The sequence below is a fragment of the Streptomyces sparsogenes genome, from assembly GCF_001704635.1.
Classification (GTDB): Bacteria; Actinomycetota; Actinomycetes; order Streptomycetales; family Streptomycetaceae; genus Streptomyces; species Streptomyces sparsogenes.
The window spans coordinates 11741-37335 of record NZ_MAXF01000035.1 but is presented as its reverse complement, the minus strand read 5'-3'; the positions used below and the strand labels follow the sequence as shown (position 1 = coordinate 37335).

The 25595-nt window shown below is 71.8% G+C and carries 28 protein-coding genes, 1 tRNA gene and 1 pseudogene; 21 read left to right on the top strand and 9 right to left on the bottom strand.

Going from position 1 to position 25595, the window contains the following annotated elements:
• Window positions 1–90: 90 nt before the first annotated feature.
• Window positions 91–164: transfer RNA gene (locus tag BBH68_RS07410), tRNA-Lys, on the bottom strand.
• Window positions 165–387: 223 nt separating this feature from the next.
• On the opposite strand from BBH68_RS07410, the gene BBH68_RS07405 reads away from it, so the two are divergent.
• Window positions 388–981, top strand: coding sequence for a lytic polysaccharide monooxygenase auxiliary activity family 9 protein (locus BBH68_RS07405; RefSeq protein ID WP_065959941.1), 594 nt, complete (start codon window positions 388–390; stop codon window positions 979–981).
• Between the two features lie 90 nt (window positions 982–1071).
• On the opposite strand, the gene BBH68_RS07400 is transcribed toward BBH68_RS07405, so the two are convergent.
• Both BBH68_RS07400 and BBH68_RS07395 read right to left on the bottom strand, forming a co-directional pair.
• Window positions 1072–1308, bottom strand: a complete 237-nt coding sequence (locus BBH68_RS07400) for a DUF397 domain-containing protein (protein ID WP_065959938.1) — start codon at window positions 1306–1308, stop codon at window positions 1072–1074.
• Window positions 1274–2209 carry a helix-turn-helix domain-containing protein gene (locus BBH68_RS07395; RefSeq protein ID WP_065959936.1) on the bottom strand — a complete coding sequence of 312 codons (936 nt, stop codon included), beginning with the start codon at window positions 2207–2209 and terminating at the stop codon, window positions 1274–1276. The genes BBH68_RS07400 and BBH68_RS07395 overlap by 35 nt, the downstream gene beginning before the upstream one ends.
• Window positions 2210–2361: 152 nt before the next feature.
• Here BBH68_RS07395 and BBH68_RS07390 point away from each other — a divergent pair, with 152 nt between their 5' ends.
• The 6 genes from BBH68_RS07390 to BBH68_RS07365 all read left to right on the top strand — a co-directional run bounded on the left by BBH68_RS07390 (window position 2362) and on the right by BBH68_RS07365 (window position 7674).
• Window positions 2362–2790: an ATP-binding protein gene (locus BBH68_RS07390; RefSeq protein WP_065959934.1), complete on the top strand. Its 429-nt coding sequence runs from the start codon at window positions 2362–2364 to the stop codon at window positions 2788–2790.
• Window positions 2791–2845: 55 nt separating this feature from the next.
• Window positions 2846–3301: a hypothetical protein gene (locus BBH68_RS07385; protein WP_065959932.1), complete on the top strand. Its 456-nt coding sequence runs from the start codon at window positions 2846–2848 to the stop codon at window positions 3299–3301.
• Between the two features lie 389 nt (window positions 3302–3690).
• Window positions 3691–4491 carry a helix-turn-helix transcriptional regulator gene (locus tag BBH68_RS07380; protein WP_065959930.1) on the top strand — a complete coding sequence of 267 codons (801 nt, stop codon included), beginning with the start codon at window positions 3691–3693 and terminating at the stop codon, window positions 4489–4491.
• 57 nt (window positions 4492–4548) lie between these two features.
• Window positions 4549–5505, top strand: coding sequence for a helix-turn-helix domain-containing protein (locus BBH68_RS07375; RefSeq protein ID WP_245737940.1), 957 nt, complete (start codon window positions 4549–4551; stop codon window positions 5503–5505).
• Window positions 5506–6059: 554 nt separating this feature from the next.
• Window positions 6060–6593 (top strand): ABC transporter permease, encoded by a 534-nt coding sequence (locus BBH68_RS42960; protein WP_404779193.1) that lies wholly within the window; start codon window positions 6060–6062, stop codon window positions 6591–6593.
• A 31-nt stretch (window positions 6594–6624) separates the two neighbouring features.
• On the top strand, window positions 6625–7674 hold the full coding sequence (locus BBH68_RS07365; RefSeq protein WP_065959928.1) for an ABC transporter substrate-binding protein: 1050 nt from the start codon (window positions 6625–6627) through the stop codon (window positions 7672–7674).
• Window positions 7675–7731: 57 nt separating this feature from the next.
• Here the strand turns inward: BBH68_RS07365 and BBH68_RS07360 are convergent, their stop codons facing one another.
• The 3 genes from BBH68_RS07360 to BBH68_RS07350 form a co-directional block, all read right to left on the bottom strand.
• On the bottom strand, window positions 7732–8979 hold the full coding sequence (locus BBH68_RS07360; protein WP_281182468.1) for an MFS transporter: 1248 nt from the start codon (window positions 8977–8979) through the stop codon (window positions 7732–7734).
• A complete protein-coding gene (locus tag BBH68_RS07355; RefSeq protein ID WP_065959926.1) occupies window positions 8976–9785 on the bottom strand; it encodes an LLM class F420-dependent oxidoreductase in 810 nt (269 codons plus the stop codon). The genes BBH68_RS07360 and BBH68_RS07355 overlap by 4 nt, the downstream gene beginning before the upstream one ends.
• 62 nt (window positions 9786–9847) lie before the next feature.
• On the bottom strand, window positions 9848–10861 hold the full coding sequence (locus BBH68_RS07350) for a zinc-dependent alcohol dehydrogenase (protein WP_065959924.1): 1014 nt from the start codon (window positions 10859–10861) through the stop codon (window positions 9848–9850).
• 205 nt (window positions 10862–11066) lie between these two features.
• Between BBH68_RS07350 and BBH68_RS07345 the strand changes: the two genes are divergently transcribed.
• The 4 genes from BBH68_RS07345 to BBH68_RS07330 are packed head-to-tail and all read left to right on the top strand — an operon-like array spanning window position 11067 to window position 14239.
• Window positions 11067–11645, top strand: a complete 579-nt coding sequence (locus BBH68_RS07345; protein ID WP_065959922.1) for a TetR/AcrR family transcriptional regulator — start codon at window positions 11067–11069, stop codon at window positions 11643–11645.
• Between the two features lie 34 nt (window positions 11646–11679).
• Window positions 11680–12858 carry a GDSL-type esterase/lipase family protein gene (locus tag BBH68_RS07340; RefSeq protein WP_065959920.1) on the top strand — a complete coding sequence of 393 codons (1179 nt, stop codon included), beginning with the start codon at window positions 11680–11682 and terminating at the stop codon, window positions 12856–12858.
• Between the two features lie 10 nt (window positions 12859–12868).
• Entirely contained in the window at window positions 12869–13747 is an 879-nt protein-coding gene (locus BBH68_RS07335; RefSeq protein ID WP_065959917.1) for a helix-turn-helix domain-containing protein, read from the top strand.
• Between the two features lie 60 nt (window positions 13748–13807).
• Complete coding sequence (locus tag BBH68_RS07330) at window positions 13808–14239, top strand: SRPBCC family protein (protein WP_065959916.1); 432 nt, start codon at window positions 13808–13810, stop codon at window positions 14237–14239.
• Between the two features lie 59 nt (window positions 14240–14298).
• Here BBH68_RS07330 and BBH68_RS07325 read toward each other — a convergent pair whose 3' ends face one another.
• Together BBH68_RS07325 and BBH68_RS07320 are read right to left on the bottom strand one after the other, a co-directional pair.
• On the bottom strand, window positions 14299–14520 hold the full coding sequence (locus BBH68_RS07325; RefSeq protein ID WP_065959915.1) for a DUF397 domain-containing protein: 222 nt from the start codon (window positions 14518–14520) through the stop codon (window positions 14299–14301).
• Window positions 14517–15341 (bottom strand): helix-turn-helix domain-containing protein, encoded by an 825-nt coding sequence (locus tag BBH68_RS07320; protein ID WP_065959913.1) that lies wholly within the window; start codon window positions 15339–15341, stop codon window positions 14517–14519. The genes BBH68_RS07325 and BBH68_RS07320 overlap by 4 nt, the downstream gene beginning before the upstream one ends.
• 238 nt (window positions 15342–15579) lie before the next feature.
• Here BBH68_RS07320 and BBH68_RS07315 point away from each other — a divergent pair, with 238 nt between their 5' ends.
• The 3 genes from BBH68_RS07315 to BBH68_RS07305 all read left to right on the top strand — a co-directional run bounded on the left by BBH68_RS07315 (window position 15580) and on the right by BBH68_RS07305 (window position 16647).
• Complete coding sequence (locus BBH68_RS07315; protein WP_065960028.1) at window positions 15580–15927, top strand: hypothetical protein; 348 nt, start codon at window positions 15580–15582, stop codon at window positions 15925–15927.
• Between the two features lie 149 nt (window positions 15928–16076).
• The gene (locus tag BBH68_RS07310; RefSeq protein ID WP_065959912.1) at window positions 16077–16322 is read left to right on the top strand and encodes a hypothetical protein; all 246 of its coding nucleotides are present in this window, start codon (window positions 16077–16079) and stop codon (window positions 16320–16322) included.
• Window positions 16323–16356: 34 nt separating this feature from the next.
• Window positions 16357–16647 carry a hypothetical protein gene (locus BBH68_RS07305; protein ID WP_065959910.1) on the top strand — a complete coding sequence of 97 codons (291 nt, stop codon included), beginning with the start codon at window positions 16357–16359 and terminating at the stop codon, window positions 16645–16647.
• 19 nt (window positions 16648–16666) lie between these two features.
• On the opposite strand, the gene BBH68_RS07300 is transcribed toward BBH68_RS07305, so the two are convergent.
• Entirely contained in the window at window positions 16667–18238 is a 1572-nt protein-coding gene (locus BBH68_RS07300; RefSeq protein WP_065959907.1) for an MFS transporter, read from the bottom strand.
• A 377-nt stretch (window positions 18239–18615) separates the two neighbouring features.
• On the opposite strand from BBH68_RS07300, the gene BBH68_RS07295 reads away from it, so the two are divergent.
• The 7 genes and pseudogenes from BBH68_RS07295 (at window position 18616) to BBH68_RS44445 (ending at window position 25559) form a co-directional block, all read left to right on the top strand.
• Entirely contained in the window at window positions 18616–19398 is a 783-nt protein-coding gene (locus BBH68_RS07295; RefSeq protein WP_245737939.1) for a helix-turn-helix transcriptional regulator, read from the top strand.
• 278 nt (window positions 19399–19676) lie between these two features.
• Complete coding sequence (locus BBH68_RS07290; protein WP_065959905.1) at window positions 19677–19928, top strand: acyl carrier protein; 252 nt, start codon at window positions 19677–19679, stop codon at window positions 19926–19928.
• Window positions 19929–19964: 36 nt separating this feature from the next.
• A complete protein-coding gene (locus tag BBH68_RS07285) occupies window positions 19965–21200 on the top strand; it encodes a beta-ketoacyl-[acyl-carrier-protein] synthase family protein (RefSeq protein ID WP_065959903.1) in 1236 nt (411 codons plus the stop codon).
• On the top strand, window positions 21197–22441 hold the full coding sequence (locus BBH68_RS07280) for a beta-ketoacyl synthase N-terminal-like domain-containing protein (protein WP_065959900.1): 1245 nt from the start codon (window positions 21197–21199) through the stop codon (window positions 22439–22441). Before BBH68_RS07285 ends, BBH68_RS07280 begins: the two co-directional genes overlap by 4 nt.
• Complete coding sequence (locus tag BBH68_RS07275) at window positions 22438–23583, top strand: beta-ketoacyl synthase N-terminal-like domain-containing protein (protein ID WP_065959899.1); 1146 nt, start codon at window positions 22438–22440, stop codon at window positions 23581–23583. The genes BBH68_RS07280 and BBH68_RS07275 overlap by 4 nt, the downstream gene beginning before the upstream one ends.
• Before the next feature lie 98 nt (window positions 23584–23681).
• Window positions 23682–23912 (top strand): annotated as a pseudogene (locus tag BBH68_RS44450) (alpha/beta fold hydrolase); the annotation flags it as partial.
• A 624-nt stretch (window positions 23913–24536) separates the two neighbouring features.
• Window positions 24537–25559 (top strand): acyl-CoA thioesterase family protein, encoded by a 1023-nt coding sequence (locus BBH68_RS44445; protein ID WP_065960024.1) that lies wholly within the window; start codon window positions 24537–24539, stop codon window positions 25557–25559.
• Window positions 25560–25595: the final 36 nt, after the last annotated feature.

Genomic DNA, 25595 nt, shown 5'->3' with positions numbered 1-25595 from the left:
AGCCACCTCCGATCGGGCCAGCTTAGCGCCAAAACGCGACAGGGGTTTCTCGGCGAACCGAGAAACCCCTGGTCAGTGGCGTAAGCCAAGTGCGCCGCCAGGGACTCGAACCCCGGACCCGCTGATTAAGAGTCAGCTGCTCTAACCAACTGAGCTAGCGGCGCCTGCTGACGGATGAATCCTACCCGACCTTCAGGGGTGCTCCTGACCAGGCGGCCCGGCCGGGTCCCGGGGCGGTTCGCGGCTCCCGGGGGCGCTTCATTGGTATGGACAACTCAAGGGATTGGTATGGACATGACCATGAAAGTCCGGCTAGTCTGCGGCTTGGTCTAGACCGCACTGCACTCGGCTCACCGAAGCACTCCCCCACGTCTTCAGGAGCGAAGCATGCGCAAGAAGATCAGCGCCGCCCTCATCGGCATCGGGCTCGCGGCGGTTTCCGTCCTCACCACCAGCGGCAGCGCCTCGAGCCACGGCTACACCGACTCGCCCATCAGCCGCCAGAAGCTGTGTGCCAACGGCACCGTGGCCAACTGCGGCGAGATCCAGTGGGAGCCGCAGAGCGTCGAGGGCCCCAAGGGCTTCCCCTCCGGCGGCCCGGCCGACGGAACCCTCTGCGCCGGCGGCAACAGCCGGTTCGCCCAGCTGGACGACCCGCGCGGCGGGCAGTGGCCGGCCACCAAGGTCAGCGCCGGGCAGAGCTACACGTTCAACTGGCGCTTCACCGCCGCGCACGCCACCACGGACTTCAGGTACTACATCACCAAGAACGGCTGGAACCCCAGCCAGAAGCTGACCCGCGCGAGCCTGGAGACCACGCCGTTCCTCACCGTCCCGTACAACGGCCAGCGGCCGCCGAGCACCTTCTCGCACACCGGCAAGATGCCCAGCGGGAAGACCGGCCGCCACCTGATCCTCGCCGTGTGGACGGTCGCCGACACCCCCAATGCCTTCTACGCGTGCTCGGACGTGCAGTTCTGAAGCGCCGAACGGTCTGAGCGGTCTGAAGGGCGGGGCCCGGTCCGTCGGACCGGGCCCCGCGACCTCTTCCGGGGCGTGCTCCGCGCGGGCTCACCCGTCTGACGAGCCCGCCTTCACACCACGGACGAAGGCGGCCCAGACGGCCGGGGCGGCGCCGATGACCGCGCTCGGGTCGTCGCTCTCGCGCAGCCGGACCAGGCCGCCCCACGAGGCGACCTCGACGCACTGGCCCTCGCCCACGGAGTACGAGGACTTGCGCCAGCGCGGGTACGGGTTCGGGTTCGGGGACGGGTCATGCGGGTTCTCGGGCGCTTGGGAGGTGTTCACGGTGTGGGGCCCTCTTTCCTACGAGACCGGCGATGAGGGCCTTCGTCTCATCCGGCGACAGCGCGCTGTCGACGATGTGGCCGAAGGCGTCGGCGAAGACGTTGACGTCGTCGGCTCCTTCGACGTAAACCGGGCCGCGCAGGTTCTCCTGGGTGACCACGTCCGGCATCGGGCCGGGGAACCCCACGAGCGTGAAGGCCCCCGCGTCCCCCGGGTTGGGCGCGGCGTCGATCGGCATCACCTGAAGCGTGACCGTGGGCCAGTCCGCGACGTCCAGCAGCCGCAGCAACTGCTCGGTCATGATGGCCGGACGGCCGGAGAAGCGCCGGTGCAGGGCCGCCTCGTGGATCACGGCCCACAGCCGCAGCGGGGCGCGCGGGCGGGTCAGCACCGCCTGGCGGGCCAGCCGCACCTCGGCGAGCGCGGCGACCTCGGCCGGGCTGCGGGCGACCGCGTTGGCCGCGATCGTCTCCCGCGCGTAGTCGGGCGTCTGGAGCAGGCCGGGGACGACCAGCGGGGCGTAGTCGCGGACGGACTCGGCGTCGCTCTCCAGCGAGATGTAGTCCGCGTACGCGGGGGCGACCACGCCGCGGTAGGTCTGCCACCAGCCCCGCTTCCCGGCGTCCTTGGCCAGCCCCTCCAGCGCGGCGCGCACCTCCGCGTCGCTGATCGCGTAGGCCTCGAGCAGGGCGGCGACCTCCGTGGCGCGGATCGTCGCGTTCGCGTTCTCTATCCGGGACAGCTTCGGCGCGCTCCAGTGCCGGGCGCCGGCACGCCCCCGCTGGGCCGCGTTCAGCGCCTCGGCCGCCGCGTCCAACGTCATCCCCGCTTCGGTACGCAGCTTCCGCAGAGTGGACCCCAGCCGCCTGCGCCGCACGGTGGGCACCGGGTGGTAGGTCATGTCGCCAGTCTGACGTATCGCCAACTACGACGACCAGGCGGCATATGCCAGTCTTGGGCGACCGGGTCGAAACATTGCGAGTGGCACGCCAATGGGACAGGATCGCCTGTGCGACACGGCAGCGCGCCGTGCCTTGGAGGGCCCTGGACGACATGGCAGAGAACTTTCCGCAGGGGGCGCCTCCCAGCAGTAGCTGGGGGAGATACGAGCTGCGCCTGCGCGTCCATCCGCAGACGCTCGCGGACGTACGGCGCGTGGTGGGCGCGCGGCTGCGCCAGTGGGGCCGCGAGGAGTTGATCACCGCAGCGGCCATGTGCGTCACCGAGCTGCTGTCCAACGTCCACAAGCACGCCGCCTCGCCCGACTGCGTACTCGTCCTCGAGAACCGTCCGTACGGGATACGCGCCGCCGTCAGCGACACCGAGCCCTCGCTGCCGGTGGTCAAGGAGCCCGACTTCCTCTCCGAGAGCGGGCGCGGGATGTTCCTGCTCAGCAAGACGGCCGACGAGTGGGGGACCGACCTCAACCCCACCGGGAAGACGGTCTGGTTCACCCTTCGCGCGGAATCAGTCGGTCCGTGAGCCGTCGCCCGGTAGCGTGCGATGCGGCGATGGTCTGCGAACCGGGGAGGGGCCGATGGATCCGCTGACGGCGGGTGCGCTGATCGCGGCGGTCAACGCGGCGGTGTCGGGGGCGGGGGGAGAGGCGGGCCGGCGGGCGCTGGACGGGCTGAGCGCGCTGACCCGCAGGGTGCTGCGGCGGGGTGCGTCCGACCCGGGCGCGGACCCGGCCGGCGATCCGGGGGCGGATCCGGGCGTGGACCCGGCTGCCGACCCGACGGCCGATGCCGAGCCTGTGACGATTCCGTACGACGACCCCGAGCGGCTGCGCCGGCTGGCCGAGCTGCTGGTCGAACGGGCCCGCCAGGACCCGGAGTTGGGACGCGATCTCGCGGCCTGGCTCAACCGGTACGGAGCACCGGCCGAAGAGCACGGCACCGTCCACAATTCCGTCTCGGACGGCGCGCGGATCACCGGCCCGGTGATTCAGGGCCGGGATTTCCACGGCCCGATCAGCTTCGGCCCCCAGTGATCCCGTGTTCCCCGTGCACCCCCCGGACGGGGGTGAGCGTGCGTCCGGTTGCCCGGTGGCAGCAACCGGACAGGGGTACGCGCCGGAGGTTGCCCACGGTGGCGTGGCGGCTGCGCTGGGTGCCGGGTTGCCGACCGGTCGGCGCGGACACGTGCAACTTGCTGACAGACGGCGTGTCGCTCCGCGCGTACGGCGCCGGGGTACGCTCTGACACGCCGCCGTTTGCCAACTCTTTACCTCACGCCCCGCGTTGACGTCGTCGCTGTGTGCGAATTACTGTCGTCGGCGGAATTACATAGCATTTACACCTGATCTCGTCGCGCGACAAGGAATTCTCGAACCAGGCGGGTATTTCGAAAACTGGTCACCTTCGCCCTCCAGGGGAAGTCATGGTTGGTCTTGCGAGGACGTCCGAGCCGTCACCCGAGCACGGGACGGCCGGGGCCGCGGGCTTCGACCATGTGGAGCGGGCGCTGGTCGCGGCGCACGACCTGATCGAGTCCGTGGTGACCCGGCACCGCCAGGACCGGGCCCGGCAGTGGTGGACGCGGACCGGGCCCGGCCGTCCGTCGGCCGCCGAGGCCGCCGACCGGCTCATCGCCGGCGCCGAGCGGACCGTGGCCGTCGTGCTGTCCGGAGACCCCGAGCAGGAGGACGCCGTCTGCTCGGCGCTCGCCCGCCCGCCCGGCCCCGGCCGCGCGGGCGTCGCCGTCCGGCTGCTGTGCCTGCCCCGGGCCCTGGCCGGCCCGCGGGTGCGCGCGCTGGCCCGTACCGACCCGCGCTGCGAGGCGCGGGCGGCCGAGGGCGGGCTGCCCGAGGTGCTGCTCGTCGACGGCCGGCTCGCGTACGTACGGCCGGAGGCGGGCCGGGCCGGACCGCCGGCCTCCCTGGTGGCGGACGCGGCCACGGTGCAGGCGCTGGACCTGATGTTCGCCGGGGCGTGGGGGAACGCCGCGGCGCTCGCCGAGCCACCGCGCCCGGCCGGGCGGCTGTGCACCGACTCCGCGCGGCGGATCCTGGAGTGTCTGCGGGCCGGGGTCACCGACGAGGTGGCGGCGCGCGACCTCAAGGTGTCGCTGCGCACCTACCGCCGCTATGTCGCGGAGATCATGCGCGAGCTGGGCGCGCACTCCCGCTTCCAGGCGGGGGCGCGGGCGGTGGAGGCGGGGCTGCTGCCGGGCGGCCCCTGACGGCACTCGAGACCCTGACCATGTCGCGAGGCGGGACGACGAAGCGATGACGAAGCCATGACGGATCGGACGGCGCGGGCCACGGGGAGAACCACCGGGAGGGCCACGGGGTGGGTGGGGGAGCGGGCGGCGGCGCGGGCCCCCGGCCGGACCGCGGCGCGGCTCACCGAGCGCAGACGCCCGGAAACCCCGCCCGACCGCCCCGCCGCCCCCCGGTCCGGCGGCCAGGAGCCGGCCGGTGCGGCCGGGGACGCCCTGGACCGCACCCTGCGGGAGGTGCGCACCCTCCTGGAGTCCACCGTCCACGAACACCGGGCCCGGCGGTCCCGGGACGCGCTGTTCACCGAGGTGGGGGTGGCGGACGCCGCCTTCCTCGCCGCCGCCGAACAGGTCGTCGGCCGGGCCGTGCGCAGCGTCGACGCCGCCTTCCCGGAGCCCACGCCCCGGCTGGCGGCCGACCACGCGGCCCTCCACGCCCTGGTCTCGGGCGTCGGTGACACCGGCGGAGCCGACCCCGTCGAGGTGCGGGTGCTGCGCACCCGGCCCCTGGCCGAGGCCGGCCCCGCGCTCGGGCCGGGCGGCGGCCTCGGGGCGCGCCCCCCGGAGATCCGGATCGCGGCGGTGCCGCTGCCCACGGCGGTGATCGCCGACGGCCGGACCGCCCTGGTGTGCACGGACACGGCCGAGGGGCGGCAGGCCTCCCTGGTGCGCGACCCGGCCGTCGTGGCCACCCTGCACGGCCTGTTCGGCAACATCTGGCGCACCGCCGCGCCCGCCGCCCGCCCGCTGGACTTCGGCAACCGCGCCCGCACCGAGATGGTGCGGCGGGTGCTGCGGCGGCTGGGGGACGGGGTCACGGACGAGGCCGCCGCCCGTGAGCTGGCGATCTCGGTGCGCACCTACCGCCGATACGTGACCGGAATCCTGGAGCTCCTCGAGGTGAACTCGCGTTTTCAGGCCGGGGTGCGCGCGTGTGAGCTAGGCATCCTCGACCGTTTCTCCACCGGCTCGTGAAGTCGGACCCGAGGGGCGCCAAGATCCTCCGGATGACGGCGTGATTTCCTTTTTCCCGATCGCATTGTGATCCTGAGCGGCCTGGCGATAGGTTGCACGCGGGCGTGCCGGAGATCCGGCAACAGCCGGTAATACAAGGGGATTTGGGGATGACGCAGGGGCGCGGAAGGGGTGCGACCGCCACGGCGGGCGCCAGTGGCGGACCGGGGACGGCCCCGCCGCATTCACCCCGGCCCGGACAGGTACGAAAGTCCGGGGAGAACGGTGGAAAGACAGCGCACACGGGCCGCGGAAGTCAAAGCCCCAAGGGGGCGCAAGGGCGCCGAGTTCGGAGGAACGCGGCCGGATCGGTGTACCGCGGGGTGCTCCCGCCGCTCGTATTCGGGCTGGCCCTGCTCATCGTGTGGGACCTCGCCGTCCGGACCGGCGCGGTGGACACGTTCTATCTCCCGGCGCCGTTCGACATCGCGAGACATTTCGTCGACGAGCTGCTGCACGGCGATCTGCTCCGGTACACCAAGCAGACGGTGTGGGAGGCGCTCGCGGGCAGCGGCATGGGGCTCGGGGTGGCCCTGCCGCTGGGCTATCTGATCGCCCGCAGCGACCTCGCGGCCTCGGCGCTCCAGCCGTACCTGGCCGCGTCGCAGGCGGTGCCCGCGGTGGCGCTGGCCCCGCTGTTCGCGCTCTGGTTCGGCTACGGGCTGCTGCCCTTCGCCATGCTGTGCGCGCTGCTGGTCTTCTTCCCCATCCTGGTGAACACCGTGCTGGGCCTGCGCTCGCTGGACCCCGATGTGATGGGGGCGGCGCGCGTGGACGGCGTGGGGTGGTGGGGGATGCTGTGGTACATCGAGCTGCCGCTCGCGCTGCCCAGCATCCTCACGGGGGTGCGCAACGGCTTCACCCTGTCCATCACCGGCGCGGTGGTCGGCGAGTTCGTCATGGGCGGCGAGGGGCTCGGACAGCTCCTGTCGGTCCAGCGGCAGGAGGCCGACACCATCGGGCTCTTCTCGACGCTCGTCATGCTCGCACTTCTCGCCGCTTGCTTCTATGGCGTGATCCGCCTGGTGGAGCGGCTCGTACAGCGCTGACCGACACCTTCCACTCACTGAGGAGAAGTACGTGCGTTTGGTAAGGACGTCCACGAGGCACACCCGGAGACACCAGGTCACGGGGGCGGCTCTCGCGTCGGTGGTGGCCGTGGCCACCCTGACCTCGTGCGCCGAGAAGCCGGAGGACGCGGGGGGCAAGGGCGGAGACAAGATCACGGTCGGGCTGACCTACACGCCCAACATCCAGTTCGCCCCGTTCTACGTGGCGGCCGAGAAGGGCTACTACGAGGACGCCGGGCTGAACGTCGACCTGCGCCACCACGGCGCCGCCGAGGACCTCTTCGGCGCCCTGAAGTCGGGCAAGGAAGACGTGGTCTACGCGGGCGGGGACGAGATGCTCCAGGCCCGCGCCAAGAATGTCCCCCTCGTGGACATCGCCACCTTTTATCAGAAATACCCGGTGGGTCTCATCGTCCCCAAGGAATCCGACATCAAGAAGCCCACGGACCTGAAGGGCCGCACGATCGGTACCCCGGGCCCGTATGGGGAGACCTATTTCGGCCTGCTGGCGCTGCTGAAAGAAGGCGGCCTGTCCGTCAAGGACGCCAACGTGAAGAACATCGGCTTCACCCAGCAGGCGGCGCTGACCGGCAAAAAGGTCGAAGGCGTGATGGGTTACCTGAACAATGACGCCGTCGCCTTCGAAGAAGCCGGCCAGGAGGTCCGCGCCCTTACCCTCGACGGAGGCGACAAGGGAGACCCGCTGGTCGGCGTCGGAATCGGCGTCCAGGAGAAGACGCTGAAAAAGCGCGGCGACGACATGAAGAAGTTCGTCGACGCCTCTCTGCGCGGACTTCAGTACGCCATCGACCACCCCGAGGACACCGTCAAGCTGAGTGAGAAATACGTCCCCGGGCTGAAGGACGCCAAGCGGCAGAAGAACGCGCTCGCGGTGCTCAAGGCCACCACGCCCATGATGCAGAACGACGCGGGCGAGCTGGGCACCAATGACGCGCAGAGCTGGAGCCGCATGGCCGACTTCATGTACGACCAGGGCCTGCTGGAGAAGACGGTCACCCCGGAAGAGGCGTACTCCAACGACTACCTGCCCAAGTCGTAGCGGGCTTCGGCCGTAGCCGACCTCAACCCGGCCTCACGCGCGCCCGGGCGGCGGGGCTCATCCGCCCGCCGCCCGGCGGTGCAGCGCGCCCGCCACCGCGAACGCCGCCGCCGCGCCCACCGCGAGCGCGACCCAGCTGCCCGTGGCCGAGGCGTGCGCGAGCACCAGCAGCCCGAGCGGCGGCCCGGAGGCCGTGCCCAGGTTCCACGCCAGCGACGCCAGGGCGCTCGCCCGGCCCACGGCCGCCTCGCCCGACCAGCGCAGCAGCAGCGGGTAGAAGGCCGAGGAGTACATCAGCTCGCCCGCCGCGAACACCACCGCGAAGGCCAGCAGCAGCCCGTACCGGACCACGGACGAGAGCGTGTCCCCGGCCAGTACGGCGCCGAGACCGCAGCCGAACGCCGCCACCCACAGCACCGGGCCGGCGGCCAGCGCCACCGTCTCCGGCAGCCGCTCCAGCCGCCGCCGCAGTAGCGGCTGCAACGCCACCAGCGCGAACGAGTTGGCCGCCACCACCGCGGACACCCATCCCAGCGTGACGCCCATGTGGTCGTGCAGCAGCAGCGGCACGGTGGCCTCGATCTGGGTGAAGCCGACGATCGCGAACAGCGCCTGGGCCAGTACGAGCAGCGCCATCGGGCGGCCGCGCAGCAGCGTCCGGTACGTCGGCCCGCCGGCCTCCTCGCTCTTCTCGCCGCCCCGCGCGGCCTCGCCCCTGGGCCGCAGGGCCCAGATCACCGCCATCAGCGGGACCGCGGCCGCCGCGTTGGCCACATACAGCCAGCGCAGCGTCCCGACCGGGGCCTGTGCCCCGGTCAGCGCCAGCCCGGCGACGACCGAGCCGGCCCCGATGCCCACGTTGTTCACGATGTGCCGGACGGAGAAGGCCGTACGCCGCCCGCTCTCCGGGACCGCGGCGTCCACGACGCCCACGATCGACGCGTAGAACAGGCCGAAGCCCACCCCGACGCACGCGCCCGACAGCAGCACCAGGGCCACCTGGCCGGCCGGGGCCAGCATCCCGTACCCCACCGCCAGCGCCGCGGCCCCCAGCGCGCCCACCCGGTGCGGCCCCGCCCGGTCCGCCAGCGGCCCGCCGAACAGCGCGGCCGCGAAGCTGGCCGCCGCCATCGCGATGAAGTAGCCGCCCGCGGCCCGGGAGCCGAGCCCGAGCAGCTCGCTGACGTAGATGGCGGTGAACGGGAAGCACAGGCCGTTGCCGAGGGTGGACAGCAGCAGACAGCCCATGAGCAGGCGGAAGCGCCGCCCCAGCGCCTCCCGGGGCGGCGCGGCGTCAGCCGTCAAGAAGCCCGCCCGGCGCCCAGCGCCTCGCGCACCTTGAGCAGCTCCTCCACCTGCCGCAGGTCGTACGGCGCGGCCAGGGACAGCACCACGTGGACCGCGCCGGCCTCGGCGAAGCCCTCCACGAGCGGCAGCTGGTCCGGGTTGACCATGACCGTACGGGCCACCTCGCCCGGGTCGCGGCCCACGCGCTCGCACCACTGGTCCAGCACGCCGTTCAGCTCGCGGAAGTCGGCGACCGGGTCCTCGGATGCCCAGCCGTACCAGTTCCACCAGTCGGCCTCGCGGGCCACCAGCTCCAGGGTGCGCCGCCGCCCGGCCCCGCCGATCAGCAGGGGGAGCGGTCCCGCGGGCCCCGGGTTGAGCTTGCCCAGCCGCTCCTTGACCGCCGTGATCGCCGCTTCGAACGCGTCCAGGCGCGCGGCCGGGCCCGGGAACGGGATGCCGTACTCCAGGTGCTCCGCCTCGAACCACCCGGCGCCGAGCCCCAGGACCAGCCGCCCCCCGCTGAGCTGGTCGACGGTGCGGGCCATGTCGGCGAGCACATGCGGATTGCGGAACGCGGTGCAGCTCACCAGCGGGCCGATGGTGGCCCGGCTGGTCTCCACCGCCATCGCGGACAGCAGCGACCAGCACTCGTAGTGGCGGCCCGCCGGGTCGCCGTGGTGCGGCAGGAAGTGGTCCCAGGTCCAGATCGAGTCGACGCCCATGTCGTCGGCCTCGCGCCAGGCGGTGCGCAGTTGGTTGAGGTCGGTGTGCTGGGGGTGCAGCTGCACACCGACGTGCAGGGTGGTGTCGTGCGGGGACACGGTGGTCCTCTTTCCGTCTCTCGGGAGTGGTGGAAACGCGGTGGGAAATGCCGCCCGCGCGGCTACGGCGTCACGACGACCCGGTACACGGGCGTCTCCGCGGCCTGCTTCAGCGCCTTCTCGACCTCGTCCAGCGCGTACCGCGCGGTGACCAGCGTCTCCAGCCGCCCGTTCAGCGCGCCCCCGCGCAGCAGCTCCGCCGCCGCCCGCCAGTCCTCCGGCTCATGGCTGAAGGAGCCGGTGACCGTCAGCTGGCGGCGGTGCACCTCGTAGCCGGGCAGCTCGGCCGGCGGCCCGTCGGAGCCGCCGTACAGCACGATCCGGCCGCCGTCCGCCACCGCGGCCAGCGCCAGGGCGATGGACTCCCGGGACGCGATGGTCACGAACACCACGTCCGCCTGGGGGAGTTGCCCGATGTCCCCGGGCGCGACGGCCGTGTCCGCCCCCGCCGCCGCGATGGCGGCGAGCCGCTGCTCGTCCTGCTCCACCACGGCCACGCTGCGCGCCTGGAGCTGCTTGGTCACGGCCAGGTGCAGATGGCCCATGTACCCGGCGCCGATCACCGTGACCCGGTCCCCGGCCCGGAAGCCACCCCGCCGCAGCGAGTGCACCACGCAGGCCAGCGGCTCGCCCATCGCGGCCACCGCCGGGTCGGTGTCGCCCACCGACCACACGCGCGAGGCGTGCACCTTGATGTAGTCGGCCAGCCCCTCGCCCATGGTGATCGCGCCGTCCTCGCGCACGTTCCCCTGGAGCGCCACGCAGATCGCCGACTGCCCGGCCCGGCAACTGCGGCAGGTGCCGCAGCGGGGCAGCCCGTCGATGGTCACCAGCGACCCGACCTCCGGCATGTCCTCAAGCCCGGCGGCCTTCTCGCCCACCCGCTCCACCCACCCGGCGATCTCATGACCGGCGGCGGAGGGGTAGACGGGCATGCGCCCGGCGTACAGGTTGGCCTCCATGGTGCACACCCCGCACGCGGCGATGCGTACCAGCACCTCCGAGTCGCCCACGTCCGGCACAGGTATCTCTCTGACGTCCACCTCGCCTGCCGCGGTGATGACTGCTGTACGCATGGGAACTGCCTTCCGAATTACGGTTGTTGTGCCCGGAGGCTATGCCTGGGGCACGGACGGAGGCAAGGAAAAGATCACAGAATCGGCCCCCGGTGAGGGGGCCGTTCGCTTGCCGGTTGGGGTGCGGATCAGGTGGCGGGGAACCTCCGATACCTAAAGGCTTTAGGCAGATACTGTATGGTTGTAGGCAAGAAGGAGAGTGGTTATGGTGAGAGCAGGGCTGACTCCGGAGCGGCTGACCCTGGCGGGAGCGGAACTGGCCGACGAGGTCGGTTTCGACCAGGTGACCGTCTCGGCGCTCGCCCGGCGGTTCGACGTCAAGGTCGCGAGCCTGTACTCGCACCTGAAGAACTCCCAGGAACTCAAGACCAGGATCGCCCTGTTCGCCCTGGAGGAGCTCGCCGACCGGGTCGCCGACAGCCTGGCCGGGCGCGCGGGCAAGGACGCCCTGGCCGCCTTCGCGGACGCCTACCGGGACTACGCCCGGGAGCACCCCGGTCGCTACGCCGCCGCGCGGCTCCGGCTCGACCCCGAGACGGCGGCCGCCAGCGCGGGGGTGCGGCACGCCCAGATGACGCGGGCGATCCTGCGCGGCTACGACCTGACGGAGCCGGACCAGACGCACGCGGTGCGGATGCTGGGCAGCGTCTTCCACGGCTACGTGAGCCTGGAGCTGGCGGGAGGGTTCGAGCACAGCGCCCCCGACGCGCGGGAATCCTGGGCCTGGATCGTGGATTCGCTCGACGCTCTGCTGCGGAACCGGGCCACCCCCTCGCACACATGAACAATCCGGGACCACCGATCAACAGGTTGAGGCAATGAGCACCGAACACGACTGGATCACCACACCCGTCACCGTGCGTCTCCTGCGCGGTTTCCTCGATGTGGAGGCGACCGCGCACGGTCTGCTGCCGCATCGGCTGCCCGCCCGGGCGCGCCGGCAGATCCCCGACGACCAACTGGCCGTGGCCGAGGCCCAGCCCTCCGGGGTGCGGTTGGCCTTCCGTACCCGGGCCACCGCGATCGAACTGGACACGCTGCCCACCAAGCGGGTCTACCGGGGTTTCCCGGCCCCGCCGGACGGTGTGTACGACCTGTTGGTCGACGGCCGTCTCACGGCCCAGGCCACGGTGGCCGGCGGCAATGTGCGCACGATCACCGACATGTTCACCCAGACCTCCGAGCTGTCGGAGGGGCCCGCCGGCACCGCCCGGTTCGCCGATCTCCCGGCAGGCGACAAGGACGTCGAGATCTGGCTCCCGCACACGGAGATCACCGAGTTGATCGCCCTGCGCACCGATGCCCCCGTCGAGCCCGCGCCGGACAGCGGCCGCAGGGTGTGGCTGCACCACGGGAGCTCCATCAGCCACGGCTCGAACGCCGCCCACCCGACGGCCATCTGGCCGGCCCTGGCAGCCGCCGAGGGCGGAGTGGAGCTGGTCAACATGGGGTTCGGCGGCAGCGCGCTGCTCGACCCGTTCACCGCCCGCGCGATGCGTGACACGCCCGCGGACCTGATCAGCGTCAAGGTCGGCATCAATGTCGTCAACGCCGACGTGATGCGGCTGCGCGCCTTCGGACCGGCGGTCCACGGCTTCCTCGACACCATCCGCGAGGGGCATCCGACGACACCGCTGCTGGTCGTGTCGCCCATCCTGTGCCCCGTGCAGGAGGACACGCCGGGCCCGCTCGCACCCGACTTCGACGGTGGCACCCTGCGGTTCAAGGCGACGGGCGATCCGGCCGAGCGGGCGGCCGGGCGCCTGACCCTCAATGTCATCCGTGACGAGCTGGCCCGGATCGTCGGGCAGCGGGCGGCCGACGACCCGAACCTGTACTACCTCGACGGCCGTGAGCTGTACGGCGAGGGGGACCACGCGGAATTCCCGCTGCCCGACGGGCTCCACCCCGATCAGGCGGGACACCGCCGCATCGGCGAGAACTTCGGGCGGCTCGCGTTCGGCGACGGCGGCCCCTTCGCCACCGCGAGCGGCTGACCGGACCGCCGTGTTCGACTCGCCCGACTTCGATGTGGCGCCGTACGCCGGCGTTGACATGGCGATGTACGTACGGCGTGACTACTGCAGTTGGGACGACGCCCGCTGGCGATCGCTGCTCGTGCAGTGTTTCGTGCACGCACCGGCGGTCGAGCACCTGGTGTTACCCGGAACCCGCGACCTGCATCTCGTGCTGTGCACGGCCGGACAAGCGGTCATGCGGATCGGCTCCGGAGGGTCGTCGGTCAAGCGCCGCTGGACGGCCGGGCGGCTGGAACTCATGGTGCCGGGCCGGTCGACCGTACGCAGCTACGCGGCGACATCGCCCCTGTCCACGGTCCAGGTGCACCTCCCGCGGGCTGTCATCGAACGGACCGCGGCTCAGCTCGGCGGCCGGGAGCCCGACTTCGAGGCGGTGTCCGCCGGACTGGGCACGGGCGACCCGTTGGTCGAACACCTCGTACGGTCGCTGCCGGCCCAGCGGGAGGCGGGTGACCTGTATGCCGAGTCCGCCGCGGCGTTCCTCGCGATCCACCTGTTGTCCCGGGGCGCGGAACCACGCGTACCGGGCAGGGAGCACGCCGCCGTCCGCAAAGGCGCGGCCATCATGCGGGAGCGCCTGGCCGAGCCGCTCACCCTCGCCGACATCGCGTCCGAAGTGCACCTGAGCGTCTACCACTTCGTCCGCGTCTTCCGAAACGCCACCGGCGAGACGCCCCATCGGTTTCTCACCCGTCTCCGCATCGAACGGGCACAACGACTGCTGTCGGAGACCACCCTCACGGTCGAGCAGATCGCCCAGCGGTGCGGCTTCAGCGGTCCCGGCCCCTTGTCGGCGGCGTTCCTGCGTCATGTCGGTGTCCGGCCGTCGGTCTACCGCAAGATCTGATCGCCAGGTGGGCAATCCGGCGCATGTCCTCGTACGGCCTCGCCGTCCTACGTTCGGGGGATGACGTTCACCTATTCCGTGACGGCGCACTCGGGAGCGAACCCCGAAGTCGTGTACTCAGCGCTGGTTCGCGCGGGCACGTGGCCCCTGTGGTCGCCGATCGACGCCGCTGAGGTCGAGGTCGGCGATCCGGGCGATCCACAGCAGGCCGGAGACACCAGGATCTTCCGTACCGGGCGGGCCGTCTCGCACGAGAGGATCGTCGAGCTGGTCACCGACAGGCGGTTCGTCTACGAGAACGTGAACGGGCCGTTCCGTTTCTATCGGGGTTCCGTCGAACTGGCCCAGCCACGCGAAGGCGGCACGGACATCGTCTGGTCGGCACGGTTCGCGCCCAAGCTTCCCCTGTCCGGGCCCCTTTGGCGGTGGTACCTGACCCGTTTCATGCGGCGCATGGTGGAAGGGCTCGCCAGGTACGCGGAGGACGGATGACAACGGCCCCTCGGCGAGGCGGATGCGAGGGGCCGCGCGCTTGCGGGTGGTGGTGCGGGTCAGGTGGCGGGGAACTCCCCGCGCCTGACGGCGGTGACGAAGGAGGACCAGGCGGTGGTGGGGAAGACGACCGCCGGGCCCTGGGGGGTCTTGGAGTCCCGGACGGGGATCACACCGGAGAGGACGAAGGTGGGGGAGAACTCCAGGCACTGCCCCCCGTTGGACCCGCTGTACGACGACTTGACCCACTCGGCGGCGGTGGGATCGATGTCTGCGCTCATAAGGCGTACTCCTTGTACAGATCCTTGACTAGAGCAAGCGAATCATCCGGGGGTAGAGCGTGCGCCCGCAGCCGTTCATAGTGATGCATCGCGTCCGCCACGGTCGCCCCCTTGTCGTACAGCTTGCCCCCTTGAGGCCCGTCCGAGTAAAGCACTTCAGAGCCGGAGTCGAACACGAGTAGCGTGAACGGCGACACGTGCGCGGCTGCCGCCCCAGCCGCGTAGGTGATCACCTGGAGGTCGATGTCAGGGCTGTCAGCCGAGGCGATCAAGTGCTGTAGCTGGGCCGCCATGACGGCGGGCCCGCCTACGACGGTTCGGAGACACGCCTCGTGAAGGACCACCCACAGGGTGGGCGGATTCTCTCGTTCCATCACTTCGCGACGCCTGATGCGGGCATCGACCTTGCCCTTGATGACGTCGGCGCGTGCATGCGGGTACCCGGCACGGAAGATCGCGTGGGCGTATGCCTCCGTCTGCAAGATGCCCATAATGCTGTGAACCGAGTAGTCGTAGATGTGGGCGGCCTTCTTCTCCTGTTCGAGGTAGGGGACGAACCGGCTCGGATGGTCGCCCTCGTCGATCCGCTTCAACATGCCCTCGAAGAGGCCATTCGTCCCGAAGGCCAGGTCGCACCCCTTGGCGAACCTCATGCTGGGCATCTGCTTCCCGGCTTCCACCAGGCTGACATACGCATCGGAGTAGCCCGTGACCTTGCCCAGGTGTTTCTGCGTGAGCTTGCGTCCGAGGCGGACGCGCTTCACATCTGACCCGAAGCGCTGGAGGGGATTCAAGTTCTCTGGGGGGCTGGTCTCATCCAACGCTGTGACCTCCGACTTTGGTGATCTGGCGCAGCCCCGCAAGGGGGAGCGGATCTAAATTTGTCCGCTTAAGTCGGCCCAGCATACCGGAAGTTGTGTTGTCCTAGTGATCGGTTGACTACGCCTGGTGTGCATCCGAGACGGTCAACTGCCCCACCAACGGCCACACGCAAGACCCCCGCGACCGCATGCACCGCGGTCCGGGGGCGTGGCCCTCAACCCCAGGAGGTTGATGAGCATGGCCCACGTTATCGCGTGGATCTTGGAAGCGCTGCTACGTCTGCTGCTGCCGCCGTCAGGCCGCCACCGCGCGGCCGACTCGGCCGCCGCCACCCCGCTCCCGCACCTCCCGACGCCGCCGCGCCTCGCACCCACACCCCACGCACCCGCACGTCCCATGGCAGCCGCCGGGCTACCGGACCACGGCCACGGAGTGGCCATGGTCCGCCCGTACGTCGTCGCGCACGAGCGCGCCGAGCGGCGGCTGCGGCGGCTGCGGCGGCAGCGGCGGCGGACGTTGTGGCTGGCCGTGCACGGCATCGACATCGGCCCGCGTGTCATCCACGGCGTGAGGGTGGTGGCGTAGGTGGCCACTCCGGCAACGCCCCCGCCGCCCCAGGGCCAGGACGACGGACCGCAGGAGGACGGCGACGATCGCCCCACCCTCGAAGAACTCCGGCAACGCTCCGCCGCCCTGAGCGAACTGATCGCCCGGCATCTGGCACGGAGGCCGAAATGAGCAGGGCGGCCCGCACCCCGCATATCCTCGCGATCGGCATGGTGGTCTACGACCGGCATTACGACATGCCCGCCACGATCACCGACTTCGTGGGGCCGTTCGTCTGCCTCACCCGCCCCACCGGCCTCACCTGGCGCTCGCCCCAGGCATCCGTGCGCCCGGCCACCGCGTACGAGCGGCGGCAGCTGCGGGCCATCGCGCGGCTTCACGCCGAGCGCCAGAGGGGCACCGGCCCCGCGTAGACACGCGAATACTCGTCGGACTGGACGGTCACCCATGCCCCACGGCCCCTGGCACGCCGAATGGACGTTCATCAGCGAGGCGGGCGTCACCACCGGGACCGCGCGCACGCCCCGGTACGCCGACCTCCGCACAGCCGTGTTCAAAGCCGCCGACAAGTCGTTGCGGGATCCGGGCCACGAAGGGGCCGCCGCGCGGGGCGAGCCCTGGAAGCTCCTGGTCGGGGTCCTGTACTCGGAGGCCATGCTGTGTGCCGACGAAGTCGGCACATGGCGGTACGTGAGCCCGGACGGCTGGGCGCGCGTGACCATCCGGTTCAGGCCGTAGCCGCCAACGAGTCCTGGTGTCAGCCCTGTTCGGCGGGTTGCCCCGGGGCGGTGGGGCGGCGGAAGGTCCACCAGATGACCGCGGCGCCGACGAGGGCCACCGCGGCGCCGACCACGGCCGCGACATGCATGGCGTGGACGAAGCCCTGGTCGGCGAAGTCGGCCAGCCGGGGGAGGGAGAGCCGCTGGGCGAGGAGGCGGGTGGCCTCGGGGGACTCCTCGGCGGCGGCGGCCGAGTCGGCGGGCAGGTCGCTCAGCCTGGGGGTGATCTCGTCCCGGTAGACCCCGGCCAGGACGGAGCCGAGGACCGCGACCCCCAGGACGCCGCCGATCTGCCGCATCGAGTTGTTGACGGCGGAGCCGGCGCCGGTGCGGTCGGGGGGGAGGACGGACATGATGGCCTCGGTGGTGGGGGCGATCGCGGCGCCCATGCCCAGGCCCTGGAGGACGAGGAAGACCCAGAACAGGCCGAGCCCGGTGTGCTCGTCGAGGAAGACGTAGCCGAAGAAGCCCGCCGTGGCGATCAGCATGGCGCAGGTCACCACGGACCGGACGCCGTGGCGCCGGACCAGCCGGGCCGACAGCGGGGCGCCGAGCAGCACGCCGAGGGCCACGGGGGCGATGGACAGGCCGCACTCGAGCGGGGTCTGACGGTGCACGCCCTGGAGATAGAAGCTGGTGTAGTACATCGAGCCGTTGACGCCGAAGAACGTGAGCATGATGGCGACACTGGCGCCGGTGAACCGGACGTCGCGGAAGAGCCGTACGTCGAATCCGGGACTCGACACGCGTAGTTCGATCACGACGAAGACGATGACCAGGACCGCGCCGCCGGCGAGCGAGCCGAGCACGGCGGGGCCGCTCCAGTCGCCCCGGTGGCCGCCCTCGATGACGCCCCAGACGACGGCGAACAGGCCGGCGGTGGAGAACAGCACGCCGAGCGGGTCGAACTTCTTGCGGACCTTGGTGACCACGCCGGGGAGGTAGAGGAACGAGCCCACCGCGCACAGCACCACGATCGGCACGTTGACCAGGAAGACCGACCCCCACCAGAAGTGGTCGAGGAGCGCGCCGCTGAGCATCGGGCCGGTGGCGATGGCGATGCCGCTGGAGCCGGACCAGATGGCGATGGCCGTGGCGCGGTGCCGCTCGTCGAAGACCTGGGCGATGAGCGCGAGCGTCGCGGGCATGATCAGCGCGCTGCCCAGGCCCATCACGCCCCGGGCGACGATGAGTTCGTCGGCGGAGCCGGCGTAGGCGGCCCAGACCGAGGCGGCGCCGAAGACGAGCATGCCGGTGAGCAGCAGCCGGCGGTGGCCGTAGCGGTCGGCGAGCACCCCGCCGGTGAACAGCAGCACCGCGAAGACCAGCGTGTAGGAACTGATGCTCCACTGGAGCTGGTTGGGGCTGGCGCCGAGGCCCTCGTCCGGGTCGGCCAGGGTCTTCAGCGCGACGTTGAGCACGGTGTTGTCCAGCCACACCGCCAGTTGGGACAGGACGAGCACCGACAGGGCCAGCCACTGGCGGCCGGTGGGCGACCCGGGCGGGTCGGCCGCCGCGGCGGCGGTCGTCGCGGTGTTCTGTGCAGCCATGTGTGCGGCGCCTTTCGGGACCCGAGGGTGAGAGAGGGTCCGCCGTCGTACGGCAAGGGACTCGTGCTGGCTTCAGGCGAAGTTATCAATGGGGGGCGGAAGCCGCAGCCTCTTGGGCACATGGGCAAGGCTTATCTCGGCCTGACCGAAGCCTGACTTAAGCCATGCTTGAAGCCCGGCTCGAGCCGGACTCGGTCCTGGTGGGTGGCATTTTCCTGCCGAAGATTGAGCATATATACCCCCTGGGGTATCCCTTGCGGTAAGGGCGCGCCCTCGTTACTGTGCCGAAAAGGGGATCCGGGGGGTGTCCTTTGAGCCATTTTCGAATTCAACCAGATGACGTGGCGCCCATTGATGGAATAGCGGGGGAACTGGGCGTGAGGGGGGCGATTCGGGCGGAGCCGCAGACCGGGCCGGACCACTTGGAAGAGACCCTCGGGGAGGCGTTACGCCTGCTCGAGTCCGCCGTGCACCACCACCGGCGCGCCACGCTCGCCTGTGTGACGGCCGACCTGCCCGTGGACGGCGAGGCGGTGGCCGGATGGGTGGCCCGGCTGGTGCTGCGGGCCGAGGAAGACGTGATCTGGGCGCTCCCGGAGCTGGCCTCCGACGACCACGCCAAGCTGACCGCCCAGACCCTCGCCCAGCTCCTCGATAAGGGCGTCAGGGTGCGGCTGTTGTGCCCGCACCCGGTGATCCGGGGCGCGCGCTGGCAGCGGAGCATGGGCGAGCTGGGGGCGGGCCTGGAGGTCCGGATGTCCGGCGCGGTGTCCCAGGAGCTGGTCGTGGTGGACGGCGCGGCGGTCATCGCCCCCGACGCGGCGCCCGGGGAGCCGGGCGGGTCCCGCGCCTCGATGATCCAGAACTCGACCGTGGCCGACATGCTGCACCGGCTGCTGAGCGGCATGTGGGACGCGGCGCAGCGCCCCATGCGGCCGCTGTCCTTCGAGGGCGGGGCGCGGGGGCGGGTGCTGCGCGAGGTCCTGATCCTGATGGCCGAGGGCTACAAGGACGACGCGGCGGCCAGGAAGCTCGGCCTTTCGGTGCGTACGTACCGGCGCTATGTGGCCGACATCATGCGGGACCTGAGGGTGGAGTCCCGGTTCCAGGCCGGGGTGCGGGCCGCGCGCGCGGGGCTCATGGAGGGCTATCCCGACTGACGGGCGCCGGCCCGGCTTTATGGCCTGAATCGCACGGCCAGAAGCGCATTGCCCAGGCCCGGTACGAGCGCTGGCAACTTGCTGCCGATTAACCGGGCGCAACACCTGGGGCCGGGCCGGGTGCGGCAGCTATATGACAGCCGGGGTTACCAACGGGTCGCCTGGGCCGGGCCCATGACAGGTAGTGGACTCGGGGGTTGTCGCGCTCTGGAACCGGCGATTAGCGTCATGGGAACGTTCCTCGCTTTGCCCATGCCCAAAAATGGAGGTGTGCGGTAATGGCCGCCATCGTCGAAGAGCGCCAGGAAACAATCAAGGAAATCGTGACGGATATCCTTGAGATAGATCCGGACGAGGTCACCGAGACCAGCCTCTTCAAGGAAGAACACGACGCGGATTCACTGCGCGCCATCGAGATTCTGGCGGCCCTGGAAAAGGAGTTCAACGTCGTCATCGCGCAGTCGGAACTCAGTCGCATGGTCAACCTCGAGGGCGTCTACACGGTCGTCTCCGAAGCGGCCGGCTGGTAACGAATCCGTGGCGGACTCAAGCGAAGGCAGGGCGATATGCAGGGTGAGGCGGCCCGCAGGGTCGTGATAACGGGCCTCGGCACGGTGTCCGCCATCGGCGTCGGCACCGCCGAGTTCCTCGCCGGGCTGCGGTCCGGCAAGAGCGCCGCGAAGCCGATCACCGCTTTCGACACCGAGGGGTTCGACCACACCACGGCGTGCGAGATCACCGACTTCGACCCCGGCCAGTGGATCCACCACCTCGATCCGCGCACTCTCGGGCGGGCCGCCCAGTTCTCCGTATCGGCGGCCCGGATGGCGCTGGCCGACGCCGGACTGACCGACCACGACCTGCGGGACGTCGCGACCCTGATCTCCGTCGGCACCACCGACGGGGAGTCCAGGGACCTCGACCACCTGGTCGAGGTGGAGGTCGACCAGGGCCCCGAGCAGATGGACCCCGTCGTCGCCCGACGCGTCCCGGCGGGCCGGCTCTCGGCCGCCATCGCCCAGGAACTCGGCCTCACCCGGGTGGAGGCGGTCACCCTCCCCACCGCCTGCGCGGCGGGCAACTACGCGATCGGCTACGGCTTCGACGCGATACGCGGCGGAGATGTGGACTTCGCCCTGTGCGGCGGCGCCGACGCCCTGTGCCGCAAGACCTTCACCGGTTTCTATCGGCTGGGCACCATCGCCCCCGAGCGCTGCCAGCCTTTCGACATCGACCGCAGGGGAATCCTCACCGGCGAGGGCGCGGGCATTTTGCTGATGGAGAGCCTGGAATCGGCGCTCGCCCGCGGTGCCCGTATCTACGCGGAAGTCCTCGGATACGGCCTCAACTGCGATGCGCACCACCCCGTGGCCCCGCATCAGGACAGCGTCGCCCAATGCATGCGTATCGCCCTCGACAATGCCGAAGTCAAGCCGGAGGAAGTCGACTTCATCTCCGCGCACGGCACCGGCACCAAGGCCAACGACGTGACCGAGGCGCGCGCCATCCGCCAGGTCTTCGGCGACGACAACCCGCCCCGCACCGTGTCCGTCAAGTCGATGATCGGCCACACCATGGGAGCCGCCAGCGCGCTCGCCGCGATCGCCTGCTCCCTCGCGCTCACCGAGGGCTTCATCCCGCCGACCATCAACCACGTCAGGACCGACCCCGAGTGCGGCCTCGACGTCGTGCCCAACGAGGCCATCGCCGCCGATGTGAAGGTCGTGCAGAACAACGGGCTGGCCTTCGGCGGCAACAACGCCGTCGTGATCTTCGGCAAGCGCGACGCGGACTGGTCATGAGTCAGCTGGTGACCGGCGCCGGTGCCGTGGCGAGCGTGGGCGAGGGCGTCGACGAGGTCTTCCGGGCGCTGTGCGCGGGCACCAGCGGACTCAGCGAACTGCGCGGCTTCGACCGGGACCGGTACCGGGCGCGCCACGCGTACGAGATCGACGACCGCCCCGCCGAGGGCGGCGACATCCCCGGCCGCGCCACCGCGTGGCTGCTGCGGGCCGTCGCCGAAGCCGCCGCCCAGGCCGGGCTGGGCGACGACCTGAGCCGGGTGCCGGTCCTGGTCGGCACCGGCCTGCGGGAGCTGCGCTCGGCCGAACTGGCGTGGTGCGACGGCGTGCCCCTCGACCCGGGCCGGCTGCACTTCGGCCCCGCGCTGCGGGCCCGCTTCGGCGCCGAGCGCAGCTACACCTTCTCCGGCGCCTGTTCGGCCTCCCTCTACGCGCTCGCCCTCGCCGCCGACCTGCTGGCCACCGGCGCCGAGGACACTGTCGTGGTGGCCGGGGTCGACACCCTCACCGAGAGCATGTACGGGCTCCTGGACCGGGTGCACGCCGAGCCGCCCGAATGCGTCCGGCCCTTCGACCGCGCGCGCCGCGGGGTGCTGATGGGCGAGGGCGCGGCGGCGGTGGTGCTGCGACGGGAAGAGAGTCAGGAAGAGAGCCGGGAAGCGAGTCGGGAAGAGAGCGCTGTCAGCGGTGCGGTCCTGGGGCGGCTGCGGGCCGTCAGCATGAACTGCGACGCGCGCCATGTCACCGCCCCCGACCCCGACGGGATCGCCGAGGCGGTGCGCGAGGCACAGTGGCGGGCGGGCGTCGCGCCGGGCGACATCGACCTGGTGCTGCTGCACGGCACCGGCACGCTGCTCAACGACGAGGCGGAGGCGGCGGCCATCGCCGAGGTCTTCGGCCGCGACGCCGGGGCGCCCCTGATGACCGCCATCAAGTCCATGACCGGCCACACCTCGGGCGGCTCCGGGCTGCTCAGCCTGATCGTGGCGCTCCGGGCGCTGTCCTCGGGGCAGGTCCCCCCGACCCTGGGGCTGACCGACCCGGTGGCGGAGGCGGCCGACTTCCGGTTCGTACGGGAGCGGGTGGAGGGCGCCGAGCTGCGCCTCGCGCAGATAGACGCCTTCGGGTTCGGGGGCGTCAACGCGGTGGCGATCGTGGAGCGGGCGGGCGCGGCGGCCGGGGCGGCCGGGGCGGGTGCGACAGGCGTGGCGGCCGGGGCGGACGGGAGGGCCGGAACATGACCCCCCGGATATCCGCGACCCTTCCGACGGTGGTCGTCACCGGCGTCGGGCTGGCCCTGCCGGGCGCCGACACGCCCCGGGAGCTGCTGCGCGCCGCGCCCAGCCGGCCGTACGAGCCGTTCGAGCCGTTCGACACCGGCGCCCGCATCGGCCGCCGCGGCCACCGCTACAAGGACCGCGCGACCCGGCTGGCGCTGTGCGCCGCGCTCGACGCGCTGCGGGACGCCGCCCTGATCCCCGGCGACAGCGAGGAGCTGACCGTGCCGGGCGGGACGGTGGGCGTCGTCGCCAGCTCCAACCTGGGCAACCTCGACACGGCCTGTCTCACCGCCGCCGCCATCGCCAAGGAGTCGACCGCCGCCCTCAGCCCCATGGGCCTGCCGAACGCCTCCAGCAATGTGATCGCCTCCTGGGCGGCCATCCGCTTCGGCCTGCGCGGGCCGAACCTGATGCTGTGCAACGGCGCCACCTCAGGCCTGGACGCCGTGCACTGGGCCGCCACGCTGGTGACCGCCGGGCGGGTGCGCCGCGCGCTGGTGATCGGCGTCGAGACGTGCAACCCGGTGGTCGAGGGGCTGCTGAACAGCCCGGCGGGGGACCCGGCTCAGGACCCGGCCGGGGAGACGCATGGGGACCCGGCCGGGGAGACGCCTGGGGGCCCGGCCGGGGGGACGGCCGGGGGCCCGGGAGGGGAGCCGCTGTTGGACGGCGCCGCCGCGCTCGTCGTCGAGGGCGCCGCCTGGGCGCGCGACCGCGGCGCCGAGCCCGTGGCCGCTCTGGGCCGCTACGAACGCCGGGCCGGGCTCGCCGAGTGCGTCCGGGCGCTGCTGCCCGAGGACCGCGCGCCCGGCGTCTGGTTCACCCCCGGGACCTCCCCCGGGCCCCGGGCCGCCGGGGCGGGGATGCTCCCCGGCACCGTCCCGCGGTACGACCTGACCGCCGCCTTCGGCCGCGCCTCCGGCGCGCTGGGCGTGCTCCAGTGCGCCGCCGCGGTCGGCTGGCTGGGCGAGGCCGGGGCCGGCGCGGGGGACGCGCTGGTCACCAGCGGCGACGACCCCGCGGACGCCGTGGCCGCCCTGCTGCTCCGTCCCCCCGGGCGGCCCGCGGCCAGCCCCCGGCAACCGGGCGGAGCCGCCGCGTGAACCCCCCGTACGCCGAGGAGCCGCCCATAGCCGTACGGCGGATCCGCCCGGCCGTCGCCTCCGCGGCCTCGGCCTCCGCCGACGGCGCTCCCGCGCGGATGCTGCTGCTGCACGGGCTGGCCGGTGGCGCCTCCGTGTGGGAGGGCCTGGGCGCGCTCGCCGACCCGGCGTGCGAGCTGTGGGCCGCCGACCTGCCCTGGAACGGCTTCGCGCTGCCCAGGTGGTGGGGCCGGCCGCCCGCCCACTGGGTGGAGCGGGCCGTGGCCGCCGTGCCCGGGGGACCCGATGTGGTCGTCGGCCACTCCTTCGGCGCGAACGCGCTGCTCGCCTGGCTGGCGGAGACGGAGACGGAGACGGAGGCGGAAACGGAGGCGGAGGCAGGGGCGGGGGCGGGGGAGGCCGCGCGTCGCCCCCTCGGGGCCGTCCTCGTCTCCCCCTTCTACCGGCCGCGCGAGGACGACTTCGACTGGGCCACGCTCTCGTACTACGTCAACCAGTTCGACCGGATGCTGGAAGAGGGCCTGCGGGTCGGTGCCGGCGACCGGCTGCCGCCCGAACTGCGCCACCAGATGGCGCTGAAGGTCCGCGACTGCGTCGGCCCGTACGGCTGGCTGAGCTTCTTCACGATGTATCTGGACACCCCGCGGCTGCCCGTCGAGGATCTGCGGACCCCGTTCCTGATCGTCGCCGGGGAGCGGGACGAGGCCGCCCCGGCGGCCGAGGCCGAGCGGCTCGCACGGGCGCTGCCCCACGCCGACCTGCGCGTCCTCACCGGCGCCGGCCACTTCCCGATGGTCGAGCGCGCGGCGGAGTTCTCGGACGCGGTGGGCGGCTTCCTGGGGCGTGTCCGCGACGCCGCGCGCCCGGCGGGACCCCGCGCGCCCGGCCCCCGCACCACCGCCGCCCGGTGCCCCCGGCCGGGCGACCCCCCTTCCCTCGATGGAGTACATCTGATGACAGCTGCGGTCGAGCCGACGTTGACCAAGGCCCTGCTCGCCGACACCACCACGGTGCGGCTGCGCCCCCGCTACGAGGGCTCCAACATCTGCACCTGGATCGGCTTCAAGCACGTCAACTACCTCGTGGAAGAGGCCGTGCTGATCCACTTCGCGCACTGCGGCATGCCGGCCCGGCTGCTGTACGAGGAGTACGGCCTGGGCCTGGACGTCGTCGGCCTGGACAGCCGCATCCTGCACGCGTTCCACCTGGACGACGAGGCCGAGGCGGAGGTGGTGCCGGACACCTCGCCCGACGACGACACCCTCGGCTTCAAGGTGACCCTCCGGGTCGACCGCGGCGGCTCCACCCTCAAGGCCGTCACCTCCAAGGTGCGGGTGTCGCTGCGTACGGACACCTATCTGGGGCTGCCCACCGAGATCCCCGGGGAGCTGACCCGCTTCACCGTCGGCCGGCTCGGCGCCCACGGGGAAGGAGCGGCGGGGGCGGCCCGGGCGGCGGCGGACGCGGCACCGACTGCGGACGCCGCACCGGCGGCGGGCGGGGACGAGGCGGCGGTGCTGGCCGCCCTGACCGAGGGCCGCAACGCCCACGCCTGGAAGTGGAACATCTCCTACCCCTCCTGCCACTTCACCGAGCGCCTCCAGATGGACGGCTATCTGCGGCTCATGGAGGAGGCCAAGGACCGCTTCGTGCGGGACCGGGGCATCTCCATCAAGACGCTGCTCGACGAGCGCCAGTGGATCCCCGTCGTGCCGCACTCGGTGATCGACATCGTCGACGAGGCGCTGATGGAGGAGGACCTCTACACGGTCTACACCGTGGAGGAGATCTACAAGAACTTCACCTACACCTCCCGCATGGACTGTTACGTGGTCCGCGACGGCAGGCTCGCCCTCACCGCGACCGGCCGGATCGTGCACGGCTACGCGCTGATCGAGAACCGCCGCGACTGGCACCTGGTCCCCTTCGACCGGCGGGTGCTGGACGCGCTCGGCGGGAAGCCGGACGGCAGCTGATGGACGGGGGCGTACTGGTCACCGGCCTGGGCGCGG

What these genes read in the sequence shown, in the direction of transcription:
- BBH68_RS07350 (WP_065959924.1), bottom strand. Translation starts at nt 10,861, where the DNA reads ATGCGTACAGCAGTCATCACCGCGGCAGGCGAGGTGGACGTCAGAGAG.
- BBH68_RS42960 (WP_404779193.1), top strand. Translation starts at nt 6,060, where the DNA reads ATGGGGCTCGGGGTGGCCCTGCCGCTGGGCTATCTGATCGCCCGCAGC.
- BBH68_RS07290 (WP_065959905.1), top strand. Translation starts at nt 19,677, where the DNA reads ATGGCCGCCATCGTCGAAGAGCGCCAGGAAACAATCAAGGAAATCGTG.
- BBH68_RS44445 (WP_065960024.1), top strand. Translation starts at nt 24,537, where the DNA reads ATGACAGCTGCGGTCGAGCCGACGTTGACCAAGGCCCTGCTCGCCGAC.
- BBH68_RS07380 (WP_065959930.1), top strand. Translation starts at nt 3,691, where the DNA reads ATGGTTGGTCTTGCGAGGACGTCCGAGCCGTCACCCGAGCACGGGACG.
- BBH68_RS07330 (WP_065959916.1), top strand. Translation starts at nt 13,808, where the DNA reads ATGACGTTCACCTATTCCGTGACGGCGCACTCGGGAGCGAACCCCGAA.
- BBH68_RS07340 (WP_065959920.1), top strand. Translation starts at nt 11,680, where the DNA reads ATGAGCACCGAACACGACTGGATCACCACACCCGTCACCGTGCGTCTC.
- BBH68_RS07325 (WP_065959915.1), bottom strand. Translation starts at nt 14,520, where the DNA reads ATGAGCGCAGACATCGATCCCACCGCCGCCGAGTGGGTCAAGTCGTCG.
- BBH68_RS07345 (WP_065959922.1), top strand. Translation starts at nt 11,067, where the DNA reads ATGGTGAGAGCAGGGCTGACTCCGGAGCGGCTGACCCTGGCGGGAGCG.
- BBH68_RS07395 (WP_065959936.1), bottom strand. Translation starts at nt 2,209, where the DNA reads ATGACCTACCACCCGGTGCCCACCGTGCGGCGCAGGCGGCTGGGGTCC.
- BBH68_RS07275 (WP_065959899.1), top strand. Translation starts at nt 22,438, where the DNA reads ATGACCCCCCGGATATCCGCGACCCTTCCGACGGTGGTCGTCACCGGC.
- BBH68_RS07310 (WP_065959912.1), top strand. Translation starts at nt 16,077, where the DNA reads ATGAGCAGGGCGGCCCGCACCCCGCATATCCTCGCGATCGGCATGGTG.
- BBH68_RS07315 (WP_065960028.1), top strand. Translation starts at nt 15,580, where the DNA reads ATGGCCCACGTTATCGCGTGGATCTTGGAAGCGCTGCTACGTCTGCTG.
- BBH68_RS07305 (WP_065959910.1), top strand. Translation starts at nt 16,357, where the DNA reads ATGCCCCACGGCCCCTGGCACGCCGAATGGACGTTCATCAGCGAGGCG.
- BBH68_RS07405 (WP_065959941.1), top strand. Translation starts at nt 388, where the DNA reads ATGCGCAAGAAGATCAGCGCCGCCCTCATCGGCATCGGGCTCGCGGCG.
- BBH68_RS07300 (WP_065959907.1), bottom strand. Translation starts at nt 18,238, where the DNA reads ATGGCTGCACAGAACACCGCGACGACCGCCGCCGCGGCGGCCGACCCG.
- BBH68_RS07285 (WP_065959903.1), top strand. Translation starts at nt 19,965, where the DNA reads ATGCAGGGTGAGGCGGCCCGCAGGGTCGTGATAACGGGCCTCGGCACG.
- BBH68_RS07390 (WP_065959934.1), top strand. Translation starts at nt 2,362, where the DNA reads ATGGCAGAGAACTTTCCGCAGGGGGCGCCTCCCAGCAGTAGCTGGGGG.
- BBH68_RS07375 (WP_245737940.1), top strand. Translation starts at nt 4,549, where the DNA reads ATGACGGATCGGACGGCGCGGGCCACGGGGAGAACCACCGGGAGGGCC.
- BBH68_RS07385 (WP_065959932.1), top strand. Translation starts at nt 2,846, where the DNA reads ATGGATCCGCTGACGGCGGGTGCGCTGATCGCGGCGGTCAACGCGGCG.
- BBH68_RS07280 (WP_065959900.1), top strand. Translation starts at nt 21,197, where the DNA reads ATGAGTCAGCTGGTGACCGGCGCCGGTGCCGTGGCGAGCGTGGGCGAG.